General features: G+C 61.0%; 19 protein-coding genes and 1 tRNA gene. 4 read left to right on the top strand and 16 right to left on the bottom strand.

Annotation, left to right across the window (positions count from 1 at the left end; translation table 11 throughout):
- Nucleotides 1–4: 4 nt before the first annotated feature.
- Nucleotides 5–1,351, bottom strand: coding sequence for a NupC/NupG family nucleoside CNT transporter (locus tag GRI69_RS10570; protein WP_160728252.1), 1,347 nt, complete (start codon nucleotides 1,349–1,351; stop codon nucleotides 5–7).
- Nucleotides 1,352–1,498: 147 nt separating this feature from the next.
- Here GRI69_RS10570 and GRI69_RS10575 point away from each other — a divergent pair, with 147 nt between their 5' ends.
- Nucleotides 1,499–2,191: a queuosine precursor transporter gene (locus GRI69_RS10575; RefSeq protein ID WP_160728253.1), complete on the top strand. Its 693-nt coding sequence runs from the start codon at nucleotides 1,499–1,501 to the stop codon at nucleotides 2,189–2,191.
- Here GRI69_RS10575 and GRI69_RS10580 read toward each other — a convergent pair.
- The 3 genes from GRI69_RS10580 to GRI69_RS10590 are packed head-to-tail and all read right to left on the bottom strand — an operon-like array spanning nucleotide 2,188 to nucleotide 5,152.
- Nucleotides 2,188–2,703 carry a DUF421 domain-containing protein gene (locus GRI69_RS10580; protein WP_160728254.1) on the bottom strand — a complete coding sequence of 172 codons (516 nt, stop codon included), beginning with the start codon at nucleotides 2,701–2,703 and terminating at the stop codon, nucleotides 2,188–2,190. The genes GRI69_RS10575 and GRI69_RS10580 overlap by 4 nt on opposite strands.
- A gap of 47 nt (nucleotides 2,704–2,750) precedes the next feature.
- Nucleotides 2,751–3,740 carry a radical SAM protein gene (locus GRI69_RS10585; RefSeq protein ID WP_337191062.1) on the bottom strand — a complete coding sequence of 330 codons (990 nt, stop codon included), beginning with the start codon at nucleotides 3,738–3,740 and terminating at the stop codon, nucleotides 2,751–2,753.
- Nucleotides 3,737–5,152: a dihydrolipoyl dehydrogenase family protein gene (locus GRI69_RS10590; RefSeq protein ID WP_160728256.1), complete on the bottom strand. Its 1,416-nt coding sequence runs from the start codon at nucleotides 5,150–5,152 to the stop codon at nucleotides 3,737–3,739. Before GRI69_RS10590 ends, GRI69_RS10585 begins: the two co-directional genes overlap by 4 nt.
- Before the next feature lie 74 nt (nucleotides 5,153–5,226).
- On the opposite strand from GRI69_RS10590, the gene GRI69_RS10595 reads away from it, so the two are divergent.
- Nucleotides 5,227–6,240, top strand: a complete 1,014-nt coding sequence (locus GRI69_RS10595; RefSeq protein ID WP_160728257.1) for an SDR family oxidoreductase — start codon at nucleotides 5,227–5,229, stop codon at nucleotides 6,238–6,240.
- A gap of 10 nt (nucleotides 6,241–6,250) precedes the next feature.
- On the opposite strand, the gene GRI69_RS10600 is transcribed toward GRI69_RS10595, so the two are convergent.
- The 6 genes from GRI69_RS10600 to GRI69_RS10625 form a co-directional block, all read right to left on the bottom strand.
- A complete protein-coding gene (locus tag GRI69_RS10600) occupies nucleotides 6,251–6,973 on the bottom strand; it encodes a glycosyltransferase (protein ID WP_160728258.1) in 723 nt (240 codons plus the stop codon).
- Entirely contained in the window at nucleotides 6,970–7,545 is a 576-nt protein-coding gene (locus GRI69_RS10605) for a TIGR04282 family arsenosugar biosynthesis glycosyltransferase (RefSeq protein ID WP_160728259.1), read from the bottom strand. The genes GRI69_RS10600 and GRI69_RS10605 overlap by 4 nt, the downstream gene beginning before the upstream one ends.
- A gap of 56 nt (nucleotides 7,546–7,601) precedes the next feature.
- Nucleotides 7,602–7,677 (bottom strand) — tRNA-Lys (locus tag GRI69_RS10610).
- Between the two features lie 66 nt (nucleotides 7,678–7,743).
- Nucleotides 7,744–8,220, bottom strand: coding sequence for a 2-amino-4-hydroxy-6-hydroxymethyldihydropteridine diphosphokinase (gene folK / locus GRI69_RS10615; protein ID WP_337191063.1), 477 nt, complete (start codon nucleotides 8,218–8,220; stop codon nucleotides 7,744–7,746).
- Nucleotides 8,221–8,401: 181 nt separating this feature from the next.
- Nucleotides 8,402–9,265 carry an N-carbamoylputrescine amidase gene (gene aguB / locus GRI69_RS10620; protein ID WP_160728260.1) on the bottom strand — a complete coding sequence of 288 codons (864 nt, stop codon included), beginning with the start codon at nucleotides 9,263–9,265 and terminating at the stop codon, nucleotides 8,402–8,404.
- Nucleotides 9,266–9,303: 38 nt separating this feature from the next.
- Nucleotides 9,304–10,155 carry a class I SAM-dependent methyltransferase gene (locus GRI69_RS10625; RefSeq protein ID WP_160728261.1) on the bottom strand — a complete coding sequence of 284 codons (852 nt, stop codon included), beginning with the start codon at nucleotides 10,153–10,155 and terminating at the stop codon, nucleotides 9,304–9,306.
- Nucleotides 10,156–10,260: 105 nt separating this feature from the next.
- Here GRI69_RS10625 and msrA point away from each other — a divergent pair, with 105 nt between their 5' ends.
- Nucleotides 10,261–10,788 carry a peptide-methionine (S)-S-oxide reductase MsrA gene (gene msrA / locus GRI69_RS10630; RefSeq protein ID WP_160728262.1) on the top strand — a complete coding sequence of 176 codons (528 nt, stop codon included), beginning with the start codon at nucleotides 10,261–10,263 and terminating at the stop codon, nucleotides 10,786–10,788.
- 67 nt (nucleotides 10,789–10,855) lie between these two features.
- On the opposite strand, the gene GRI69_RS10635 is transcribed toward msrA, so the two are convergent.
- Nucleotides 10,856–11,725, bottom strand: coding sequence for an OmpA family protein (locus GRI69_RS10635; RefSeq protein WP_337191064.1), 870 nt, complete (start codon nucleotides 11,723–11,725; stop codon nucleotides 10,856–10,858).
- A gap of 265 nt (nucleotides 11,726–11,990) precedes the next feature.
- Nucleotides 11,991–13,226 (bottom strand): RsmB/NOP family class I SAM-dependent RNA methyltransferase, encoded by a 1,236-nt coding sequence (locus GRI69_RS10640; RefSeq protein WP_160728263.1) that lies wholly within the window; start codon nucleotides 13,224–13,226, stop codon nucleotides 11,991–11,993.
- Between the two features lie 57 nt (nucleotides 13,227–13,283).
- Here GRI69_RS10640 and GRI69_RS10645 point away from each other — a divergent pair, with 57 nt between their 5' ends.
- Entirely contained in the window at nucleotides 13,284–13,442 is a 159-nt protein-coding gene (locus GRI69_RS10645) for a DUF1674 domain-containing protein (protein WP_160728264.1), read from the top strand.
- On the opposite strand, the gene GRI69_RS10650 is transcribed toward GRI69_RS10645, so the two are convergent.
- Genes GRI69_RS10650 through GRI69_RS10665 form a run of 4 tightly spaced genes read right to left on the bottom strand, consistent with a single transcriptional unit; the run spans nucleotide 13,439 to nucleotide 19,123 of the window.
- Nucleotides 13,439–14,827 (bottom strand): cytochrome P450, encoded by a 1,389-nt coding sequence (locus GRI69_RS10650; protein ID WP_160728265.1) that lies wholly within the window; start codon nucleotides 14,825–14,827, stop codon nucleotides 13,439–13,441. The two genes, GRI69_RS10645 and GRI69_RS10650, sit on opposite strands and share 4 nt — an antisense overlap.
- Before the next feature lie 35 nt (nucleotides 14,828–14,862).
- Nucleotides 14,863–15,891, bottom strand: a complete 1,029-nt coding sequence (gene hemH / locus GRI69_RS10655) for a ferrochelatase (protein WP_160728266.1) — start codon at nucleotides 15,889–15,891, stop codon at nucleotides 14,863–14,865.
- Nucleotides 15,888–18,179, bottom strand: a complete 2,292-nt coding sequence (locus GRI69_RS10660; protein WP_160728267.1) for a molybdopterin cofactor-binding domain-containing protein — start codon at nucleotides 18,177–18,179, stop codon at nucleotides 15,888–15,890. The genes hemH and GRI69_RS10660 overlap by 4 nt, the downstream gene beginning before the upstream one ends.
- On the bottom strand, nucleotides 18,158–19,123 hold the full coding sequence (locus GRI69_RS10665) for a P-loop NTPase (protein WP_160728268.1): 966 nt from the start codon (nucleotides 19,121–19,123) through the stop codon (nucleotides 18,158–18,160). Before GRI69_RS10665 ends, GRI69_RS10660 begins: the two co-directional genes overlap by 22 nt.
- Between the last annotated feature and the right edge of the window lie 10 nt (nucleotides 19,124–19,133).

Raw genomic sequence — 19,133 nt, forward strand, 5'->3', positions numbered from 1 at the left:
CAACTCAGTAAGGCAGGAAAATACCGGCTAGCGCGGCGCTCATCAGGTTTGCAAGCGAACCCGCCGCGAGCGCACGCAGGCCAAGCTTGGCAATAACGGGGCGCTGGTTCGGCGCAAGCCCTCCGGTGACTGCCATCTGGATCGCGATCGAGCTGAAATTGGCGAACCCGCACAGCGCGAAGGTAATGATGGCACGGCTGCGATCGGTCAGGGCCCCGGCGTCCATCCCGCCGAGTTCGATGAAGGCCACGAATTCGTTGAGCACGATCTTGGTGCCGAACAGCCCCCCCGCAGTTCCAGCCTGCTCCCACGGAATGCCGATCAGGAACATCACGGGCGCGAACAGCCAGCCGAGGATGAGCTGGAAGGTCAGGTCCGGGTAGCCGAAAATGCCGCCAATCCCGCCTAAGATACCGTTGGCAAGTGCAACCAGCGCGACGAAGGTCAGCACCATCGCGCCCACCGCCACAGCGAGCTTCACGCCCGTCTGCGCACCCTGCGCGGCTGCCTCGATCACATTGGCCGGCCTGTGGCCTTCTTCGAAAGTCTCGGCGACGGCTACTTCGTGCGGCTTCCCACTTTCGGTGATGGCAGCGGGCCCTTCTGCGCTGATACGAGACTTCGGCAGGACAATCTCGTCTTCGGGATCGACCCCGGAGAGTTCGGCTGCATCGCGCGCGAGCAGGCTCTCGTCGTCGGGCATGATGATCTTGGCCATCAGAATGCCCCCCGGCGCAGACATGAAGGCCGCGGCAAGCAGGAATGGCACGGCGTCCTCGCCGATGAAGCTGGCATAGGCCGCAAGAATCGTGCCTGCGACACCGGCCATGCCCACCGCCATGAGAGTAAACAGCCGGCTCGGCGTGAGCGCAGCCAAATAGGGGCGCACGACCAACGGGCTTTCCGACTGGCCGACGAAGATATTCGCCGCGCTGCCCAGCGCCTCGACCTTGCTGATGCCGGTGATCCAGCCAATCGCACCGCCGACCCAGCGCACCAGCCGCTGCATGATCCCCCAGTGATAGAGGATCGAGACCAGCGCTGCGAAGAAGATAATGACCGGCAAAGCCGCGATCACGAAAGTGTTGGCGAACGGATTTGCCTCCATGGGACCGAACACCGATTCGATACCGACCTTCGAATAATTCAGGAGCGCGATCACCCCGTTCGACATCGCCTGAATTGCTTCCACGCCCCATGGAGTTCGCAGCACAAGCAATGCCATCAGCGCTTGAAGCGCAAAGGCAGCACCGACGACGCGCAGCTTGATGCGCCTCTTGCCGGTCGACAGCAGGAAGGCGATGGCCAGGATCGCTAGGATCCCAAGAATATTGATAACGACAGGCGGCATGCGGACCCCTTCGCATTGCACGGATGCAACAAGGACTAGTTGCGGATGAAATCGACCGCTACCTTGCGCGGCGGCTCCGCTTAGTCAATTTACGGTCGCAATTCCAGCTTCCGCTATCACCAGTCACGAAAGTATGCCTTCCCTGCCATGACCGACCAATCGACAGGCGATATTCGCATCAATGCCGCCGCAACGCCGCTTGGCCTGTTCGTATATACGCTGGTCTACGGCGGCATGACGGTCTTGGCGGGCGTTCTCGCGTTCAAGCAGGTGCAATTGTACCCCACCGATCTGGCGGTAGAGGCCGGCATCTTCGCCTTCCTCCTGCTGGTGGTAATTTCCAGCACGATCGCGCAATTGTATGGGGAAAAGCTGGCGAACCGGATCGTGTGGTGGGGCTTCCTGCCCCTGCTGATCGCGGCGCTTCTTATGCAACTGGTACTGAATCTGCCCGCGTCGCCGGAAATGGCAGGTGGCCGGGCAGACGACCTTGCCGCCTTCGAACGCGTACACGCGACGATCTGGCGGGTCTGGGCCGCGGGGCCGGCCGCCTACATCGTTTCGCTGCTACTCAACGTATGGATATTCTCGCGCCTTCGCGGAGGTAGTGACAACAACAGCACATTATCACTCATGATGCGCGGCGCGATCGCTTCCGCCTTGAGCCAGGCCATCGATTCGGTGATCTTTATCACGCTCGCTTTTTACGGCCAGTTCCCGATCGGCAATCTGCTCATCGGGCAGATCATTGCGAAAGTAGTACTCAGCTTCATTCTGGTACCGTTCCTGATCACCGGCGGCGTCGCCTTCGCGAAATGGCTGGACGGAAGGCGGACTTAAACCCGCTTCACATTTTCGATCAGCGTTTCTTCGAGCCTGTCACCATGCAGGATCGAGACGTCGCCAGTGGTTTCCAGCACTGCGGCTCGGACGCTCGATAATTCGAGAACGTTGGCTTCGCGTAGTTTGGCAATCAGGTCGCTACGCGCGACCCGAGTCGCTTTCAGCCCATTCTCGCAAAACTCGCCATTTCGCATCAGAAAGACGGGTTGATTCTGCATTACGTTCTCCGCGGTATCGGAAGACTTGCGGATGATTGCAGCCGTAAACTGGATAAAGAACAGACCCGCCATCGCGGCCAGCGCTTGGGCAAAACCTTTCCAGTCGCTCGACTGTGCGGCTCCCGCGACAAGACTGCCGAGTGCCACTGTCATCACGAAGTCGAAATTGGTCATCTTGGAAAGCGAACGCAGGCCATTCATGCGAATGAGAATGACGATCCAGATGATTGCTGCCGCGGCCAGGAGAATCCCTCGGGCGGCAATATCCAGCCATGTGTTATCGAAAATCATGCTGCCCTAACGACTGAGGGCCCAAAAGCATCCCGGACCGATCGCGATCAGGCCGAACAGCTCGCTCCTCCGAGCACGCAGAACCGGGCACAATGGGGATGGTTGAGCGCGACGGGCCCCGAAGCCTCTCTCAACGTTTCTCCAAGATCGAAATCCACTGCGTAAGGGATGAGCGTGCAAGCAACCACACGCGGCGCGAACTCTCCCTTGTGATGGACCACCATCCGGCTGGTATTACACATTACGTCGGCGGGCGACTTGCCCAGAATCTTCCAGCAATCGGTGCTAATCTCGGCAATATCCTTGTCCTCATCCATCTCCGGGAAAATCACCAGCTGTGCTGGATCGCGCGCGTCGATGGCGATCTTCTCCAGTTCGAAAAGTATGGCATAAGCCTCACGAGCGGCCACCTCTGTCTCTTCGGGAAGCAATCGGCCGGCTACGGCGATCGAAAACCCGTGGAGCGACAACCAACGCAACCCATCCATCGCTGGCTCCCAGCTACGCGGGCCTCGCTCGGCCTCGTGGACAGGCTGGCTATGGTGGTCGAGACTGACGCGCAGCGTGAGCCGCTCTCCGTATTTGTCGCGCAGCGCGAGCAAGGCTGCCTCATGCCGCCGCATGGGTTTCATCGCATTGGTCAGCACGAGCGCTTCAAAGCCGCGGGAAAGCGTTTCGCCCAGCATCGCCAGCATGTCGGGATTCATGAACGGTTCGCCGCCAGTGAAACCGATCTCTCGAGTGCCGAACACACCCGCCTCTTCGAGAAAGTGCTGCGCATGATCCCGTGCGAGATAAACCAGCGCGTCATTGGTCGGGCTGCTCTCAATATAACAGGTAGCGCAGGCGAGGTTGCACAGAGTGCCGGTATTGAGCCAGAGCGTTTCCAGCTTTGCCAGCGGCACACTCGCTCGCTGTTCGCCCTTGGCCGTGAGTTTCGGATCGCTGAATTTTTCGCGCGGCAGCGGGGCGGCCTCGACGGCGAAGGGCGACCTGCCGACAGGAGCGTTGCGTGATTTCGGGGGGCTTTTATTCACGCGTGCCTTCTCCGCAACTTGGCGAGGAACTGCGCCCATTTCTTAGGGATCGCGCCAAACACTGTGGGCTCCCATGCGGTAAAGGCAGCGGCCTTGGAAATCTCGCTGCGGGTGGGATAGGCAATGATTGCCGAGCCGAGCGCAAAGGTACTGCTCTTGCCCGTAATCGACTGCGCCAGGGGCAACAGCAATTCCCCGGCATTCTTTCCCACGATGCTCGCGCCGAGAACTTTTTTGCCTTTCAGCACCAGTTTAAGGTGTCCGGCGTCATCGCCTTCGGCCAGCGCCCTTTCATTGTCCCGAAAGCTTTCTTTCACCACCGTCACACGACTGCCGTGTTTTTTCCGCGCATCTTTCTCGGTTAAGCCGATCTGCGCGACTTCCGGATCGGTATAGGTACACCAAGGTAGAGCCGACCATTCGACCTTCGTCGGCAAACCCAGTGTGATCTCCAGCGCGACATTCGATCCCTCGTATCCCGAAACATGGGTTAGTCTCGGACCGTCCCGGCAGTCCCCGATGGCGTAAATGCCCTTGACCGATGTGCGTCGGCGTTGATCCACCTCGATACCATTCGCGCCCATCTTCATGCCGATCTCTTCCAGGCCGAAGCCGTTGCAGTTTGCGCGCCTTCCGGCGGCGATCAGCAAATGGGAGCCTTCAATGATTTCGCTTCCGGCGTGCAGGCGGATTGCGTCAGCGCGGCCTTCGACCTTCTGCGCCTTCGCGCTGACGAAGCGCACTCCCTCCTCTTCGAAAACCTCGCGCACGACGGCTACGCTTTCGCGATCATCCCGGGCCATCAGGTCACCCGGTTCGATTACGGTGACGACGCTTCCGAGCCGGCGGAAGGCCTGTGCCATTTCCATGCCCACTACCCCGCCGCCGACGATCATCAGATGATCTGGCAAAACGTCGAGATCGAACAGAGTTTCGTTCGTAAGGAACGGGACTTGGTCCAGACCTTCGATTGGCGGGATTGCGGGCTTAGACCCGGTGGCGATGACGATGCGCGGCGCGCTCAATTTCCGCCAGCCGACTTCGACAGATTGCGGTCCGGTAACCTGGGCCCAGTCGCGAAAGACCTCGCATCCTATCTCCTCGAAGCGCTCCTCGCTATCGTGCGGAGCGATGGATGCGATCGCATCGTGGACATGCTTATGAACACCCGCCCACTCTACCATGGGTTTCGCCAGCGTAACGCCATAACGCGTTCTCTCGCGCGCCTCCGCAGCGCGTTTTGAAGCGGCGATCAGCGCCTTCGACGGGACGCAGCCGTCGTTCAGACACTCGCCGCCCATCTTGCACCCTTCGATCAGCGCCACATCCAGCCCGAACAGCGCGCAGCCTCCGGCGGCAGTGAGGCCAGCGGCACCGCCGCCGATCACGATAACATCATGGGTGAATTTCATTGCTTGCTGCCTAACGCACATTGCTGCCATTGCGAAGGAATGTTCGCTACACCGCCTTTCAGGGCAGATATCGCGTGAGAATTATCGTTACCGGGGCGGCCGGCCTGCTGGGCGGAGAAGTCTGCGCGCGCCTAGCGGCCGCTGGACACCACGTAACCGGCCTCGTCCACCGCAACCCTGACGTTCGCGCGAATGATGGCGGCGTGGTTCAAGTAGCGACCGTCACGGGCGATGTGTCGCAATGTCGATTGGGCTGGAGCGAACCATTCTTCGCTGAACTCGCCGAAGGTCACGACCTGCTTGTCCATTGTGCCGCAACGGTCCGCTTCGACCTTGCCGAAGAGGATTACAAAGCCGTCAATGTGGACGGGGTTGCCCATGCGCTGGCGCTTGCTGAGGCAGGAGAGATGCACTTCCTCCATGTCTCGACTGCCTATGTTTGCGGCGCTCGAGACGGCCTCGTTCGCGAGAGCGATCCTTTGCCGACCGGAGGATTTGCCAATGGTTACGAGGCGAGCAAGGCGGAGGGAGAGCGGCTTGTTCGGGCGAGCCGAGTTCGCTGGGCCATCGCACGGCCTTCCATCGTCGTCGGTGACTACACCAGCGGCGCGATCCGCCAGTTCGATACTACCTATGCCGCCTTCAAGTTGATTGCCGAAGGCCGCGTACGTCATATGCCCGCTCGGCAAGGCGCGACGCTCGACTTCGTACCGCTCGACTATGTCGCGGATGGAATCGTGACCTTGGCAGAGCGCATGGAAGAAGCTGCGGGCGGTACTTATCATCTCGCCTCCTGCCAGCCGCTTCCGGTCGAGACCTTCACCGCCGCGATTGGCGCCTTTCCTCAGTTTTACGAGCCCGAGCTTGTTCCTCCTGAAGATTTTGATCCGAGCAGACTTCCCGCGCTGGAGCGGCGGCTCTTCAAACGCGTGGCCGGGCTTTATGCGAGTTATTTTCAGCGGAATCCGCATTTCGACGATGCAAGCTTTTACGAACTTTCCGGGAGGCGATGTCCCCCGACAGGCGCGCCTTATATTCGCAGGCTGATAGATTTTTGCATTGAGGCTGGTTTCCTGCCCAAGGCCTAGCGTCGGAAAATCAGCGGACGTCAGGGTAGTGCTCAGCCATGCGCTGGCGCATGCCGAACGCCCAAAGCATTCCCACCTTGAAGTAAATCCAGTTCGCCTTGAGCGGCCCCCATGCCGCTATTCGGCGATCCGAGGTGTAAACGCGTCGCGAGACCATTTTCACCTTACCGCAAGCGGCGAGTTTCACGCACAGGTCGGCTTCCTCCATCACAGCATCTCCTGGCGTGCAGCCGCCAACGCGCAGGAAATCCGCGCGGCGAAAGAACATCGCATGGTCGCCGAACAGGAGCCGGACGCCGCGAAAGAACTGATGGGGGCGGGTCAGAAGCGGCGCGTACCAGGTCTTGGCCCAATTATGCAGCGTGGTGCCCCAACGAGTTTTCTTAGGGCCGCGAATGACGGGAGTGAAGCTCGCAAGGGCAATCGAGGCATCGGCCAGAGTGTCCTCGATCACTTGCACCATATCTGCCGGAGGCAGTGTATCAGCATGCACGACGCAGACGATTTTCCCTTTTGCCTGTTGGACACCGAGATTGATCTGGCGCGCACGTCCCCGTTCGCATTCGAGGATCCGCCACCCGGCCTTGCGGGCAATGTCCACAGTCGCATCGCTGCTCCCCCCGTCGACCAGCATGACTTCGTTCGGACATGGTTCGAGCGTTTCGAACAGTGTGACCAGAGCAGGTAGCGCTGCTTCTTCGTCTAGAGCGGGCACGAGGAGCGTGACGCTCATTCGAACTCGGGCCACTCTGCCAAGTCTTCCGGCGTGTCGATATCCGCCAGTTCGGGTAGTATCGCTGGACCGATCCCATGGGTCGCAAGCCGCGCAAGCGTTTCGGGAAGCACGCGCGGCGTGCTCCATTCCATATCTTCGAACAGGAATGGCACTGGCTCGCTGAAGCCAATTAGATAGTAGCCGCCGTCATTTGCAGGACCCAGCACAACACGCCGGTCATCCAATGCGCCCGCGGCTGCCTGGAGAAGCGGCGCGGTAACCCCTGGGCAATCGCTTCCGATCAGCAGGGCCGGCGCTTTCACCCGCGCCATTTTCTCTCCGAGATTGCCTTCGCCCTGATCGACGACCACCGTATCATCGCCAAATAATTCGTGAAATGCCATGATTTCCCCTCCGGTCACCCGGAGTTCGAAATCAAGACCACTTTCTTTGGCAACCTCGACAGTCTGCGCCAGCAATCTGGCGTAAATCCGGGCAGCACCTTCTTCGCCGACCGCCGGAATCAGGCGCGTCTTCACCTTGCCGGGAACGGGCAGGCGCGCGAAAATCGAAAGTTTCGGAGATACCATCGCCGTGCAGGATAGCGGACCTACAGCGCGGGGAAAGGGGCGGGGGCTGGAAAAGGTGGTGAGCCGTGCTGGGTTCGAACCAGCGACCTACTGATTAAAAGTCAGTTGCTCTACCGACTGAGCTAACGGCCCGACCACGGGCGCTCACCTAGGCAGGTGATGGGGACGGGTCAAGCGTGCATGACCGCGATCAGGAAATCAGGCGTGAGCGAGGCGGCTCGCGAGTTGCCGGAGGCTCAGGCCGGTCACCGGATCGCGCCAATGCGGTGCCACTTCGGCCGCAGGTCCCGATACGAACGGGCGTTCGCGGAATAGCGGATGCGGTATGACCAGGTCAGGTGTGAGCCACACGCCGCCGCTCCACAGGACGATGTCGAGATCAAGCGATCGTGCGCGCCAGGGCGCCCCGCGCCTCCGTCTGCCAAAGCGGAATTCGAGTTGTTGTAGTCGCGCTAAAAAATGGGCTGGTTCAGATTCCGATTCCACGACCGCAGCGGCATTCGCATAGCTCCGCAGGGAAGGCCCGATCGGCCGACTGCTTCGGGTCCGCGATACCTCGGCGACTTCCCCCACTTCCGCCAAGGCTAACACTGCTGCGTCCACTACCCGGTGCGGCCCACCGACCCCCGCCACACGGACGTTCGAGCCGATTGCAATGAGATAACGGTGAATCACCCAACCTTCTCGAAGACGCCGTCAGCTGTCGGCAACTGGGGAAACTCGCCCATCGCCACTCTGCACCTGCGCTTCATAACATCCGCGGTCTCGATAGCCTTCCGATAGATCGCGGTTTCGAGCGCGACAGTGAAAAGCCGGTCGAGCTGATCTTGAGTGATACCGCGCCTGCTGACCAAACCTAAATATCCTCGCTGATCCGCCCATAGAGCTGCGGACGTCGGTCGCGAAAGAAGCCCATGCCTGCGCGGTGCTTCGCCGCCCTGTCCAAATCGAGACTGGCAACCAGCGCGCCGGAATCCGATGCGCCATATTCCTCCAGCAAATCTCCCCATTCATCGCTGATGAAGCTGTGACCATAGAAACTCTGCTGGCGGTCGGCCGGACCCTCGTGGCCGATCCGGTTGGCGGCGCAGACCGGCATGCAGTTCGACACCGCATGGCCAATCATCGCCCTGCGCCACATGCGACTGGTGTCTAGATCCGCATCATAGGGTTCGGAGCCTATGGCGGTGGGATAGAACAACACTTCGGCACCCCTCAGCGCCATCACGCGCGCGCATTCGGGATACCACTGATCCCAGCAGATGCCGACGCCGATCCGGGCACCGAAGACATCCCAGACCTTGAAGCCGTCATTGCCCGGGCGGAAATAGTATTTTTCCTCGTATCCCGGCCCATCGGGGATGTGGCTTTTGCGGTACGTCCCCATGATCTCCCCATCCGGTCCGATCATCGCGAGCGTGTTGTAATAGTGATGCCCGTCGCGCTCGAAGAAGCTGGTCGGTATCGCAACGCCCAGCTTTCGCGCCAGCCCCTGCATCGCGAGAACGCTTGGGCTTTCGGCAGTAGGGAATGCGAGCGAGAAAAGCTCTTCGCTTTCATCCCGGCAGAAATACTCGCCCGCGAACAGTTCGGGCGGCAGGATGACCTGCGCGCCCTTCCCCGCCGCTTCCTCGACCAACGCAGAAACTGCGGCGATATTGTCGTCCGCTTGCGGACGGGCAAGCGGCAGTTGTAGGACGGCGACGGTCAGATTTCTCATGCGCGCGAGATAGGGTGCCGTCGCCGTTCAGGCAATGATTACGGGCGCTTGCGGAAAAGCAGCGTCATACGGTCGCTTTCGCCGAGATCGCGCGTGCGGGCGTCCATTTCATCGTCGCCGCCAAGGCTAGGCGGCATCGCCCACACGCCGCCTTCCCAATTGGCAGGGTCGTTGGGATTGGCATTCACTTCGCTGCTGCCGACGAGTTCGAAACCGAGCGCTTCGACATATCCGACCACGTCATCCTGCCGCAGATAGCCTTTCGAGCCGTTGGCATAGTCCGCTGCCGCATCATCGGGAGCGCGGTGCTGGACGATGCCCAGCATTCCGCCCGGCTTCAGCAATTCGCGCATCTTCTTCAGTTCGCTGTCGGCGTTGTTCCAGCGCATCATGTTGTGCATCATGCGGATCACCAGCACCCGATCAAGGGTTCCCGCCTCTCCCTCGGGAATGGCATCCAGCGTCATGGCGGAGAAATTCTCGGCAGGGAGGCCGGTGAATTCTGCCGCTTCGGCCGGAAAGCCTGCGGCGCCGGCACGAATACCCTGCTGCGATTCAGCGTTGAAGGGACCACTGGTCGGATCGAAATAGAGGCCGACAAGCTGGCCCTCGCCACCAAGGTAATGGCCGAGGACGCGGGTGTACCATCCGCCGCCCGGGGCGTATTCGCCGACTTTCATATCGGGCTCGACGCGGAAAAGCGCTAGGGTTTCTGCCGGATTGCGAAACTCGTCGCGCGCGCGGTCCTCTGCGCGGCTGGGGTGGTTGATCGCGCCCGAAAGCGCTTCGGCGTGGGTAGCGGCAAACTCCGCCTGATCCGGCAGTTCGTGATGGTCGGCGGCGGCAGGAACTGCCAGTGCCAGCATGGTGGAGGCAAGCAGGTAGCGCATCGAAATTCTCCCTCGGTATGATGGGTGAGTTCTGCACGTGCACGCCCCGGATGACAAGCGAGAGACGGCTTCCTATCTCCCTCTTCGACAAGGAGACTGATCGAGATGGCAAAAGAACAGGTGATCGTTGCGGGCGGGTGCTTCTGGTGCACCGAAGCCGTGATGAAGGACGTGATCGGCGTGAGCGATGTCGAGAGCGGGTATATCGGAGGCGACAAGCCGAACCCAACCTACAAGGAGGTCTGTACCGGCAACACCGGCCATGCCGAGGGCGTCCGTGTGACCTTCGACAGCGGGGAGATCACGCTGGACGAGATCCTCGACGTATTCATGGGTACGCACGATCCTTCCCAGCTGAACCGCCAGGGCAACGATGTCGGCACGCAGTACCGCAGCGCCATCTTCCCGACGGAAGAACAGCGCGAAGCCGCAGAGGCCGCTATCGAACGGTGGAACGACGAGCATTCCGATCAAAGCGCGGTGACCACGATCGAGAGTGGCGAATGGTATCCCGCAGAGGATTACCATCAGGAATATTGGGAGGGCGAAGGCCAGCGGAACCCCTATTGCCAAGCGGTCATTCCGCCAAAGCTGATGAAGCTGCGCAAAAGCTTCCAGAAGTACCTCAAGTAAGACGCCGAATAAAAAGAGGGCGAGCCAGCGGCCCGCCCCCAGATCATAGAAGTCTATCGCGTCAGGCTTAGCCTTCTTCGGTGGCCTTGCTGACGAGAATATTGACCGAAACGCGGCGGTTCTGCGCCTTGCCTTCAGCCGTGCTGTTGTCCGCCACCGGATCGGCTTCCGCCATGCCGGTGGGGGTCAGCATGCGCCACGGCTCCCAGCCGCATTCCTGCTGGAGATAGTTGACGACGCGGCTTGCACGGCGCTCGCTCAGGACCTGATTGTAATCCTGATCGCCGACAGAGTCGGTGTAACCGACGACCAGCAGCAGGGCGTTGTCCATCTGCTCCGCCTGCGTGGCGAGGTTGCAGATTTCGCGCTGGCCTTCGCCGGTAAGGTTCCACTTGCCGCTGTCGAAATAGACATTGGTTACACCGCGAACATTGTACTGGTCGATAGTGCCCATGCGGCCACGCAGTGCTTCGGCAGCGGCGGTGTTCTCATCAATGTCGGCGCGGTGCTCGGCGAACTGCTGCTGAGTTGCGCCGCGGATCATCGAAGCGGTTTCGAGGTCGCTCGACTTCAGCTTGACCTGCTTGGCGACGAGGCCGCCCTGGAACTGGAGCGTTTCGACTTCGACCGGAAGGCCGTTCATCAACTGTGCTGTATTCAGGGCCTTGCTTCCGAGGCCGAGGAAGCCACCAGAGGCTTTGACCTCAGTGCCCTCATCCACGATGATGGTGGTGGCCTGCCCGTTTTCGGTGGTCACCTGAATCCGGTCGCTCTCACGCGCAGTGATCATGCCTTCGACCTTAGGGCCTTCGGTGAGCGCCGAACCATAGACATCGATGTCGCTATTGGCTTCCTGCGCCGTGAGCGGTGCGGCCATCGGAAGGGCCATGGCGGACAGCAGGAGGGGGATACCTGCCTTCTTCGTAAATGCAGTCACTTTGGTACTCCTTATTAAACGATGACACCGCCTTGAGGGGGGAGGGCGAGGTCATGACCGGCGACCCGGTGCTCGTAATCCTTACGTCATTACCTCCACGCCGAAACGGCGCAGGGGACCGGGGCTCGGCCCCGCGAGACGGAGAGAAATGTTGGGATTTGCCTTGCTCGAAAATGAACAGTGGCCGGAATGTGGCAAGACTGGGGCCGGTTCGGTCAGCCGGTGCGACGAGTTGAGGCGACGCCGGTCACGTTTAACCTTGGAATCAGGCGGCTCTGCGCTTTCTCGTGATATAAAAACCATCGAGCCCACCGCGCTCGGCAAGCATTCCGGGATCGGTGCGCAAGCTGCCGTCGGCGCAAGGAGAAAGCCCGGCAGGTAGCTCGCTTTGTTCGATCGGAACCGTTTGCAGGGTTGCAAATCCCTGTTCCTCGCCTTCGGGGGGTTCAAGGGAGCAAGTGGCATAGACCAATAGCCCCCCGGGCTTGAGCCACTGGCCTGCCTGCTCGATCAGTGCGGCCTGCAATTCGGCCATTTCCTCGACTTGGCGCTGGCCGATCCGATGAATGACGTCGGGGTGGCGTCGGGCCGTGCCGGTTGCGGTGCAGGGCGCATCGAGCAGGATCGCATCGAAATGGTGCTTCGGCTCCCAGCCAAGCGCATCTGCGCGAACCACGCCTGCCTTAAGGCCGGTGCGTTTGAGATTTGCTTTCAGCAGGTCGAGGCGGCGTTTGGAGATGTCGAGCGCAGTCACCTGCCAACCTTGCGCGGCCAGCTGCAGTGTCTTCCCCCCGGGTGCGGCGCACAGATCGAGCACATGGCGCCCCTCCCCAGCACCGAGCAATCTCGCGGGGAGAGAGGCGGCGAGGTCCTGCACCCACCATTCGCCTTCGGCAAAACCCGCCAGCTTCTCTACATTTTCGCCGCGCGGAAGCCGCAGGTGTCCGGGCAGGATGCTGTCGGCGGCGAGCTTCGTCTTCCAGATCTCTGTCTGCGCCGGGTCTTTCAGCGTAATATCGAGCGGTGGCGGCTCGGCGAGACCCAGCGCGATCGACGCGCTTCGCTCGCCCCAGCGCTCCGCAACCTCGGCAGGCAAAGTGGGCACGTCCGGCAGGATCACTTCGCGCTTGGACAGTGTGGAGAAAACCCCGTGCGCCAACTTGCGCGGGCCACCGGCAAGGAGAGGCAGGCATGTGGCGATGACTGCATGTGGCGGGGTCTGCAGCCGCAACCATTGCGCCAGCATCATGCGCAGTACCATTCTCACCTTGGCATCCCCGGGCAGCGGCTTTTTGGTCGTGCTGTCGATGAGGGCGTCGAGGTCTACCAGCCAGCGCAACACTTCACTTGCGATGGCCCGCGCGAGTGCCTTGTCCTCGAACTTGCGCACGTCCTTGGTCGCGGCCGCAAAGGCAATGTCGAGCGTCTCGCCACGGCGAAGGACGGCATCGAGCAGGCGAAGCGCGGCGCGGCGCGCGTGTATTCCGGTAGGCTGGACCATGAGGCAGCGCCTCTACGCGCTCTTGCGCAACGCCGCCAGTGTGCTCATCTTGCGCTCATGACAAAACGTGCGACCAAGCGACCTGAGACTTTCGACAAGCCGAAACACTGGAACAGCGAGCCGCCGCCCGAACCGAAAAAAGGTAGCGACGATGAAGACCTCAGTCCGACCCGCTACGGCGACTGGGTCAAGGACGGCATCGCGATCGATTTTTAGATTTTCTCGAGCCGAATTCGGAGCCCGTCTTTCGGCTTGGGGATAGGCCAGGGCTGCCAGTCTGGCTCCTGTTCGAGGCTGACACGATAGCGCGGCAGGAACTGGGCCAGTAGAATCTTCACCTGCATGTAAGCGAAGTGGAGACCCAAGCACATGTGCGCGCCGCCTCCGAACGGCACCCAGGCGTATTTGTGCCGCGCCTTCACCTTGTCGGGCGTAAACCGCGTCGGGTCGAAGGCGAAGGGATCGTCCCAGTGCAGTTCATCATGATGCACGAAATACTGGTTTATCCCGACATGGCTGCCCGCCGGGATGCGATATCCACCAAACTCGAATTCTCTCAGCGCACGGCGAGGCATTGATGGAACGGGCGGTACCATGCGCAGCGCTTCCTTGAAGGCCATTTCACAGAGTTCCAGCTTTCCCATGTCTTCATAGGCAAGATCCCGCGGCTCGCCGTCAGAGCCAGCTCCGCCTGTCACGCTTGTGACCTCCTGCCTTAGCTTTTCCTGCCATTCGGGATGCTTCGCGAGCAGCCAGATGAGTGACGTCGCCGAGCTGGTGATCGTATCATGAGCCGCCATCATCAGGAAGTTCATGTGATCGACGACTTCGTCGACCGGCATACGGCTGCCATCCTCATATTCCGCTGTGGCGAATTGGCTGAACATGTCTTGCCCCCCGCCCTCGGCACGGCGGCGATGCGTTTCCCGGGTGAAGAAATCCACCAGAAAGGCACGCCCGTCCACACCGCGCTTCATCTGGGTGAAGGGCAATGGCTTGCGCACCGGTGCGACGCTCGCCTGCACCATGTCGATGAAAGCCGTATTGATTCGGTCGGCTTCCGGTCCCCATTCGATGCCGATGAAACTGTCTGCAGCGAGATCGAGTGTCAGCGACTTGATGGAGGGGTAGAACTGCATCGATCCCTCACCCCAATCCTCCATCTTCTTCGCGATACCGCGATTGAGGCTCCCCGAATAGTGCCGCATGGGCTCCGGTTTGAAAGCGATCGAGAGGGCGCGGCGGTCGGCGCGATGGTGATCGAAATCGAGCAGCATCAGCCCGCGCGGAAAGAGTTGGTCGAGGATCGGGCCCCACCCCTGCTCGCTGCTGAAATTCTTGCCGCGATCGAACAGCACCAGCTCATTCGCATCGGCACCGATCAGCACAACGTTCCAGCCTCCGAAAGCCTTGTTCTTGTAGACCCTTCCGTAGGTCCGAACCATATGCCGGGTGAACGCGTGAGGGTCCTTGAGCATCTTCAAGGTGTTACCAACCAGCGGCCAGCCTCCCTCGCCGGGGATGTGGGCGAGTTGGTCGTCGCTCGGATTGCCTTCGCTCCAATGCGTCGGGATCGGGTCGTGTGCTGCCAAAGTTGCCATCGGCCGACTATGCCTCAGCAGGTATTAAGTAGCAATTAGCAATCTATCCAGCCGGATAGTTCGCGCCTAAGGATCGTTTCGAGCATGATCAGACCCGCCTCCGAAGTATTGAGGCAGGAAAGAGCAGCGAAACTTTCACCCCCACCTTCAAGGAATTGGTCGCGCCCCTGGATCGCCAGCTCTTCCAAGGTTTCGAGGCAATCCGCGGAAAACCCCGGAGCCGCGATGGCCAGTCGTTTCGTCCCTTTCGCAACTTCTTCGCCGATTACTGTGTCTGTCGCCGGCTCGAGCCATTTTGCCGGTCCGAAACGGGACTGGAACGTCGTGCGGATTCGTAGGTCCCTCCTTTTCAGACGCTCCTGCAGCAACCGCGAAGTCTTCTGGCAGTGACAATGATACGGATCGCCGAGATGCAGCGTCCGCTCAGGCATGCCATGAAAACTAAGGAGCAGGACTTCGGGTTGAAAATCCAGCGCATCCAGTTGGCGGGTCAGGTCCGCTTCCAGCGCTTCAATATAAGCCGGGTCGTCTTGATAGGCGGGCAAAGTACGCAGCGCAGGTTGCCAACGCATTGTCCGCAGCTTGTCCGCAGCCTTGTCCACAACCGTTGCCGTCGTCGCGGCTGAATATTGCGGGTAGAGCGGGGCCAGCAAGATGCGCTCGCAGCCCGCATCCATCAGGGCTTGCAATCGTTCGGGAATCGACGGCGTGCCGTAACGCATCGCCCAATCGACCTTCACGCGCTCGCCGAAAGCTTCCTGCATGGCCTCCGCCTGTTTGCGGGTGATGACCGCGAGGGGCGATCCATCCTCGGTCCAAACCTGCGAATAGGCGTGCGCGCTCTTCTTGGGCCGGGTGTTGAGGATGATCCCGCGCAAAATGGGCTGCCAGGCGATTGGGGGGATCTCGACCACGCGGCGATCCGACAGAAACTCCGCAAGATAGCGCCTGACGGGACCGACTTCGGGTGCATCGGGCGTGCCAAGATTGACGAGCAGCATACCCACCCGTCCGGATTGCACGGAGGGATGGTCTACGGGAAGGCTCTGGGGCTGCAAAGTCATGGGGTCAGCGGCAGACGGTAAGATCGCTCACCCGTCAAGGCAAAGAGCGCATTGGCTATGGCTGGTGCGGCCACGGCGACCCCGATTTCTCCCGGATCGAATGGTTCGGCATCACTTGCCACGAAGTCGATCAGCATATCGGGCGTCTGCGCGAGAGATGGGAGTTTCATTCCGCTCAATGTCCTCGGCACGGGATGGCCGCTGCTGAAGCTTAGTGGTGCTCCCAACGCGAGTCCCATCCCATAAAGGAGGCCTCCCTCAATCTGCTGGCGGGCAATATCGACGTTAACGATACGTCCGATATCTACCACCGCACTCAGCTGTCGCACGGCAATGCCTCCTTCCCCGCGTCTGACGTGGGCAACGCATGCGATATGTCCGGCCGTTTCCGGATTTCTTCCCATGCGAACCATGGCGACGCCTTCGCCCGAACCTTCCTGTCCCCCGTCCCAGTCCCCGAGCCGCGTCGCGCGGCGCAGCGTCTCGGCCATTCGCGGGGCTCCCCCCAACATTGCCATGCGGTAAAGAAACGGATCCCGTCCGGCATTCCTCGCCAGCTCATCGATGAAGCATTCGGTGAAAAAGGATGTGTAGGCGTGCGCTCCGCCGCGCATTCGGCCCGTCGCCAAACTTACGGCGGCGGGGACATGCTCGATCGCGACATGGGCGAGGCTATAGGGCGGCAGCGCGCCGTCGACCACAAAAGGATCCGCTTCGCCTTCTGCTTCGCGCTTCGCTGCCTCGGAAGTATAATTGTCGAACAACCGATGCCCGACCTCGCGCATCCAGCATGGCGAGGTGATCCTGGCGCGCCATGCCAAGGGCTGTCCCTGTGCACCGATGGCAGCGGCTATCTCGGCCGAGATCGGAGCGCGAGGCGGGACTGCCTGGAAATCCTGCGCGCGAGACCAGGTCAACTGGACGGGCTTGCCGACCTGTGCAGCAATCTGCGCCACCTCGATCGCATGCTGCTTTTCAAGTCGAGCATCGAAGCTCCCCCCCGCCGGCATCGGATAGAGTATCACGTCCGATGGTGAGAGGCCGATGGCCTTCGCTGCTGCATCGCGTGCTGCTGCAGGAGCCTGGGTGGCGATCCACAGTTTGAGGCGTCCGCCTGATAACTGTGCGGTCGCCGATGCAGTTTCAAGCGGAGCATGTGTAGCTGGGGCGATATCGTAGCGCTGGATAACCTGCGGCTCGGCAGGAAGACTGTCGGGCTCTCCGATGGTCTCAATCCGTTCGGCGAGGTCCGGCCCCTGTTCGACCGCCCGTTCCATTTCGCTGTCAAGCACGACCTGCTCCATCGCGCCGGGGCCCGTGAATTCCGGGCGCATCTTAGCCAGTGCGCGATCGGCGATCCACCAGCTCTCCCCCACAGCTGCGAGCCAGCGTTTGGACTTGATGACGGAAACTAACCCGCCCGTTCCGGCGACAGCATCTGCGTTGAAGCGCAACAGTTCCGGCAAACCATAGGGACCGTGCCGTATCGAGGCATACACCATGCCCGGAAGACGAACATCTGCAGCGAAAAGGTGGCTGCCATCTACTTTCGACGGTAAGTCGAGCCGCGCAAAGAGCGTCTGCGCACTGCCTTCGCCAGGTATCGGCTCTTCGAAGGCCGGCATGGGCCGGAGCGGAGGCGGATCTGGTGGGTCGTATTCAGCGGCCTCTGCCGCCAGATCACCGAAAGGCAGGCGGTTGCCCGAATGGATGACGAAGCCTTCCGCGACTTCGCATTCTTCCGGTTCTACCTCCCAGCGATCCGCTGCAACGCGCGTAAGCATGTCGCGTGCGCTGGCCGCCGCCTCGCGAAGTGGCAATTCGTAAGCAGCAAGGCTGGTGCCGGCAGCCGTTACTGTGAAATCGTTAGATCTCGCGAACCTTTCCACCGATCTGTCTTGCGAATCCTGGCCCGCACCGAGGAGCCCTTCCCACAGTGGAGACCATTCGGCGGCAAGGGCCAGATTTGCAAAGAAGCCAGACGGAGGAACGGGCTCGATCCCGATTTGCCGCCAGTCCGCCCCCAGCTCCATGGCCGCGATCTGTGCGAGGACGGTGCCCACGCCCTGTCCCATTTCCAGTTGCGGAATGCCTACCGTGACCACCCCGTCGCGGCCGATTATTAGCCAGCCAGCGAACTCCGTCTCACCCTCGCGCGCCGCCAACGGGCTTTCGTAGCTACGCGGCCAGAACGACCAAGCAAGTAGCAGTCCCCCGCCCGCCGCTGCGCCGACCAGCAGCTTGCGGCGAGAAACCTGAAGGCCATTCAGTTTTTCGCGGAGATCCATGCCTGCAATCTTTCGGCAATCCGCAGGAACGGTTCGGCCATGGAGCTATCGCCCGCCGCCGGAGGATCGCCGGCATCGCTACCTTGCCTTATCGCGATATCGAGCGGGATACGTCCGAGGAACGGCAGGTCGAGCTTCCCGGCCGCCGCTTCCACACCGCCCGCACCGAACGGATCGGACACTTCACCGCAATGAGGGCAGGCATAGCCCGACATATTTTCCACCAGTCCGATGACCTCCACGCCTGCGGTGTCGAACAATTGCCCGGCGCGAGCGGCATCGATCAGCGCCAGGTCCTGCGGTGTTGAAACCAGTATCGCGCCTGCCGGTTTGAACTTCTGGATCATGGTAAGCTGCACATCGCCCGTTCCGGGCGGCAAATCCACCAGCAGGACCTCCATGTCCTTGCTCCAGTGCGCCTCAATCAGCTGTCCGAGTGCACTTCCCGCCATGGGGCCGCGCCAAGCCAATGCCTTGCCCGGCGCCACGAGATGCCCCATCGATAGATGCGGCACGCCATACTTGCTTTCGATCGGGACCGGCTTGTTGTCGCGCGCATCGGGCTTCTGCCCCTGGCTACCGAAAATTACGGGCTGCGACGGGCCATAAATATCTGCATCGACCAGCCCGACTTTCACGCCGCTGCGCGCGAGGGCGATAGCGAGATTGGCGGTCAGCGTCGACTTGCCCACGCCGCCCTTGCCCGAACCGATGGCAATTATCATCGGGCCCTTTCGTTCGGCTGTCATGACAACCCGCACGCCGCCAACATCTTCGCGCGCTTCAAGTTTGTCTTGGATCAAGCGTTCCATATCGGCGCGCTGCTCGTCAGAGAGGCCTGCGACATCGAGCACTACCGTCGCACGTCCTTCGTTCAGGACCGATCCCGTGATGCGGGCTGCAATTTCGGGCGGAAACTGGTCGGAAAAATCGGCGCGGCTCATGTCGGCCGCT

It is taken from the genome of Qipengyuania vulgaris (assembly GCF_009827325.1).
GTDB classification, from domain to species: Bacteria; Pseudomonadota; Alphaproteobacteria; order Sphingomonadales; family Sphingomonadaceae; genus Qipengyuania; species Qipengyuania vulgaris.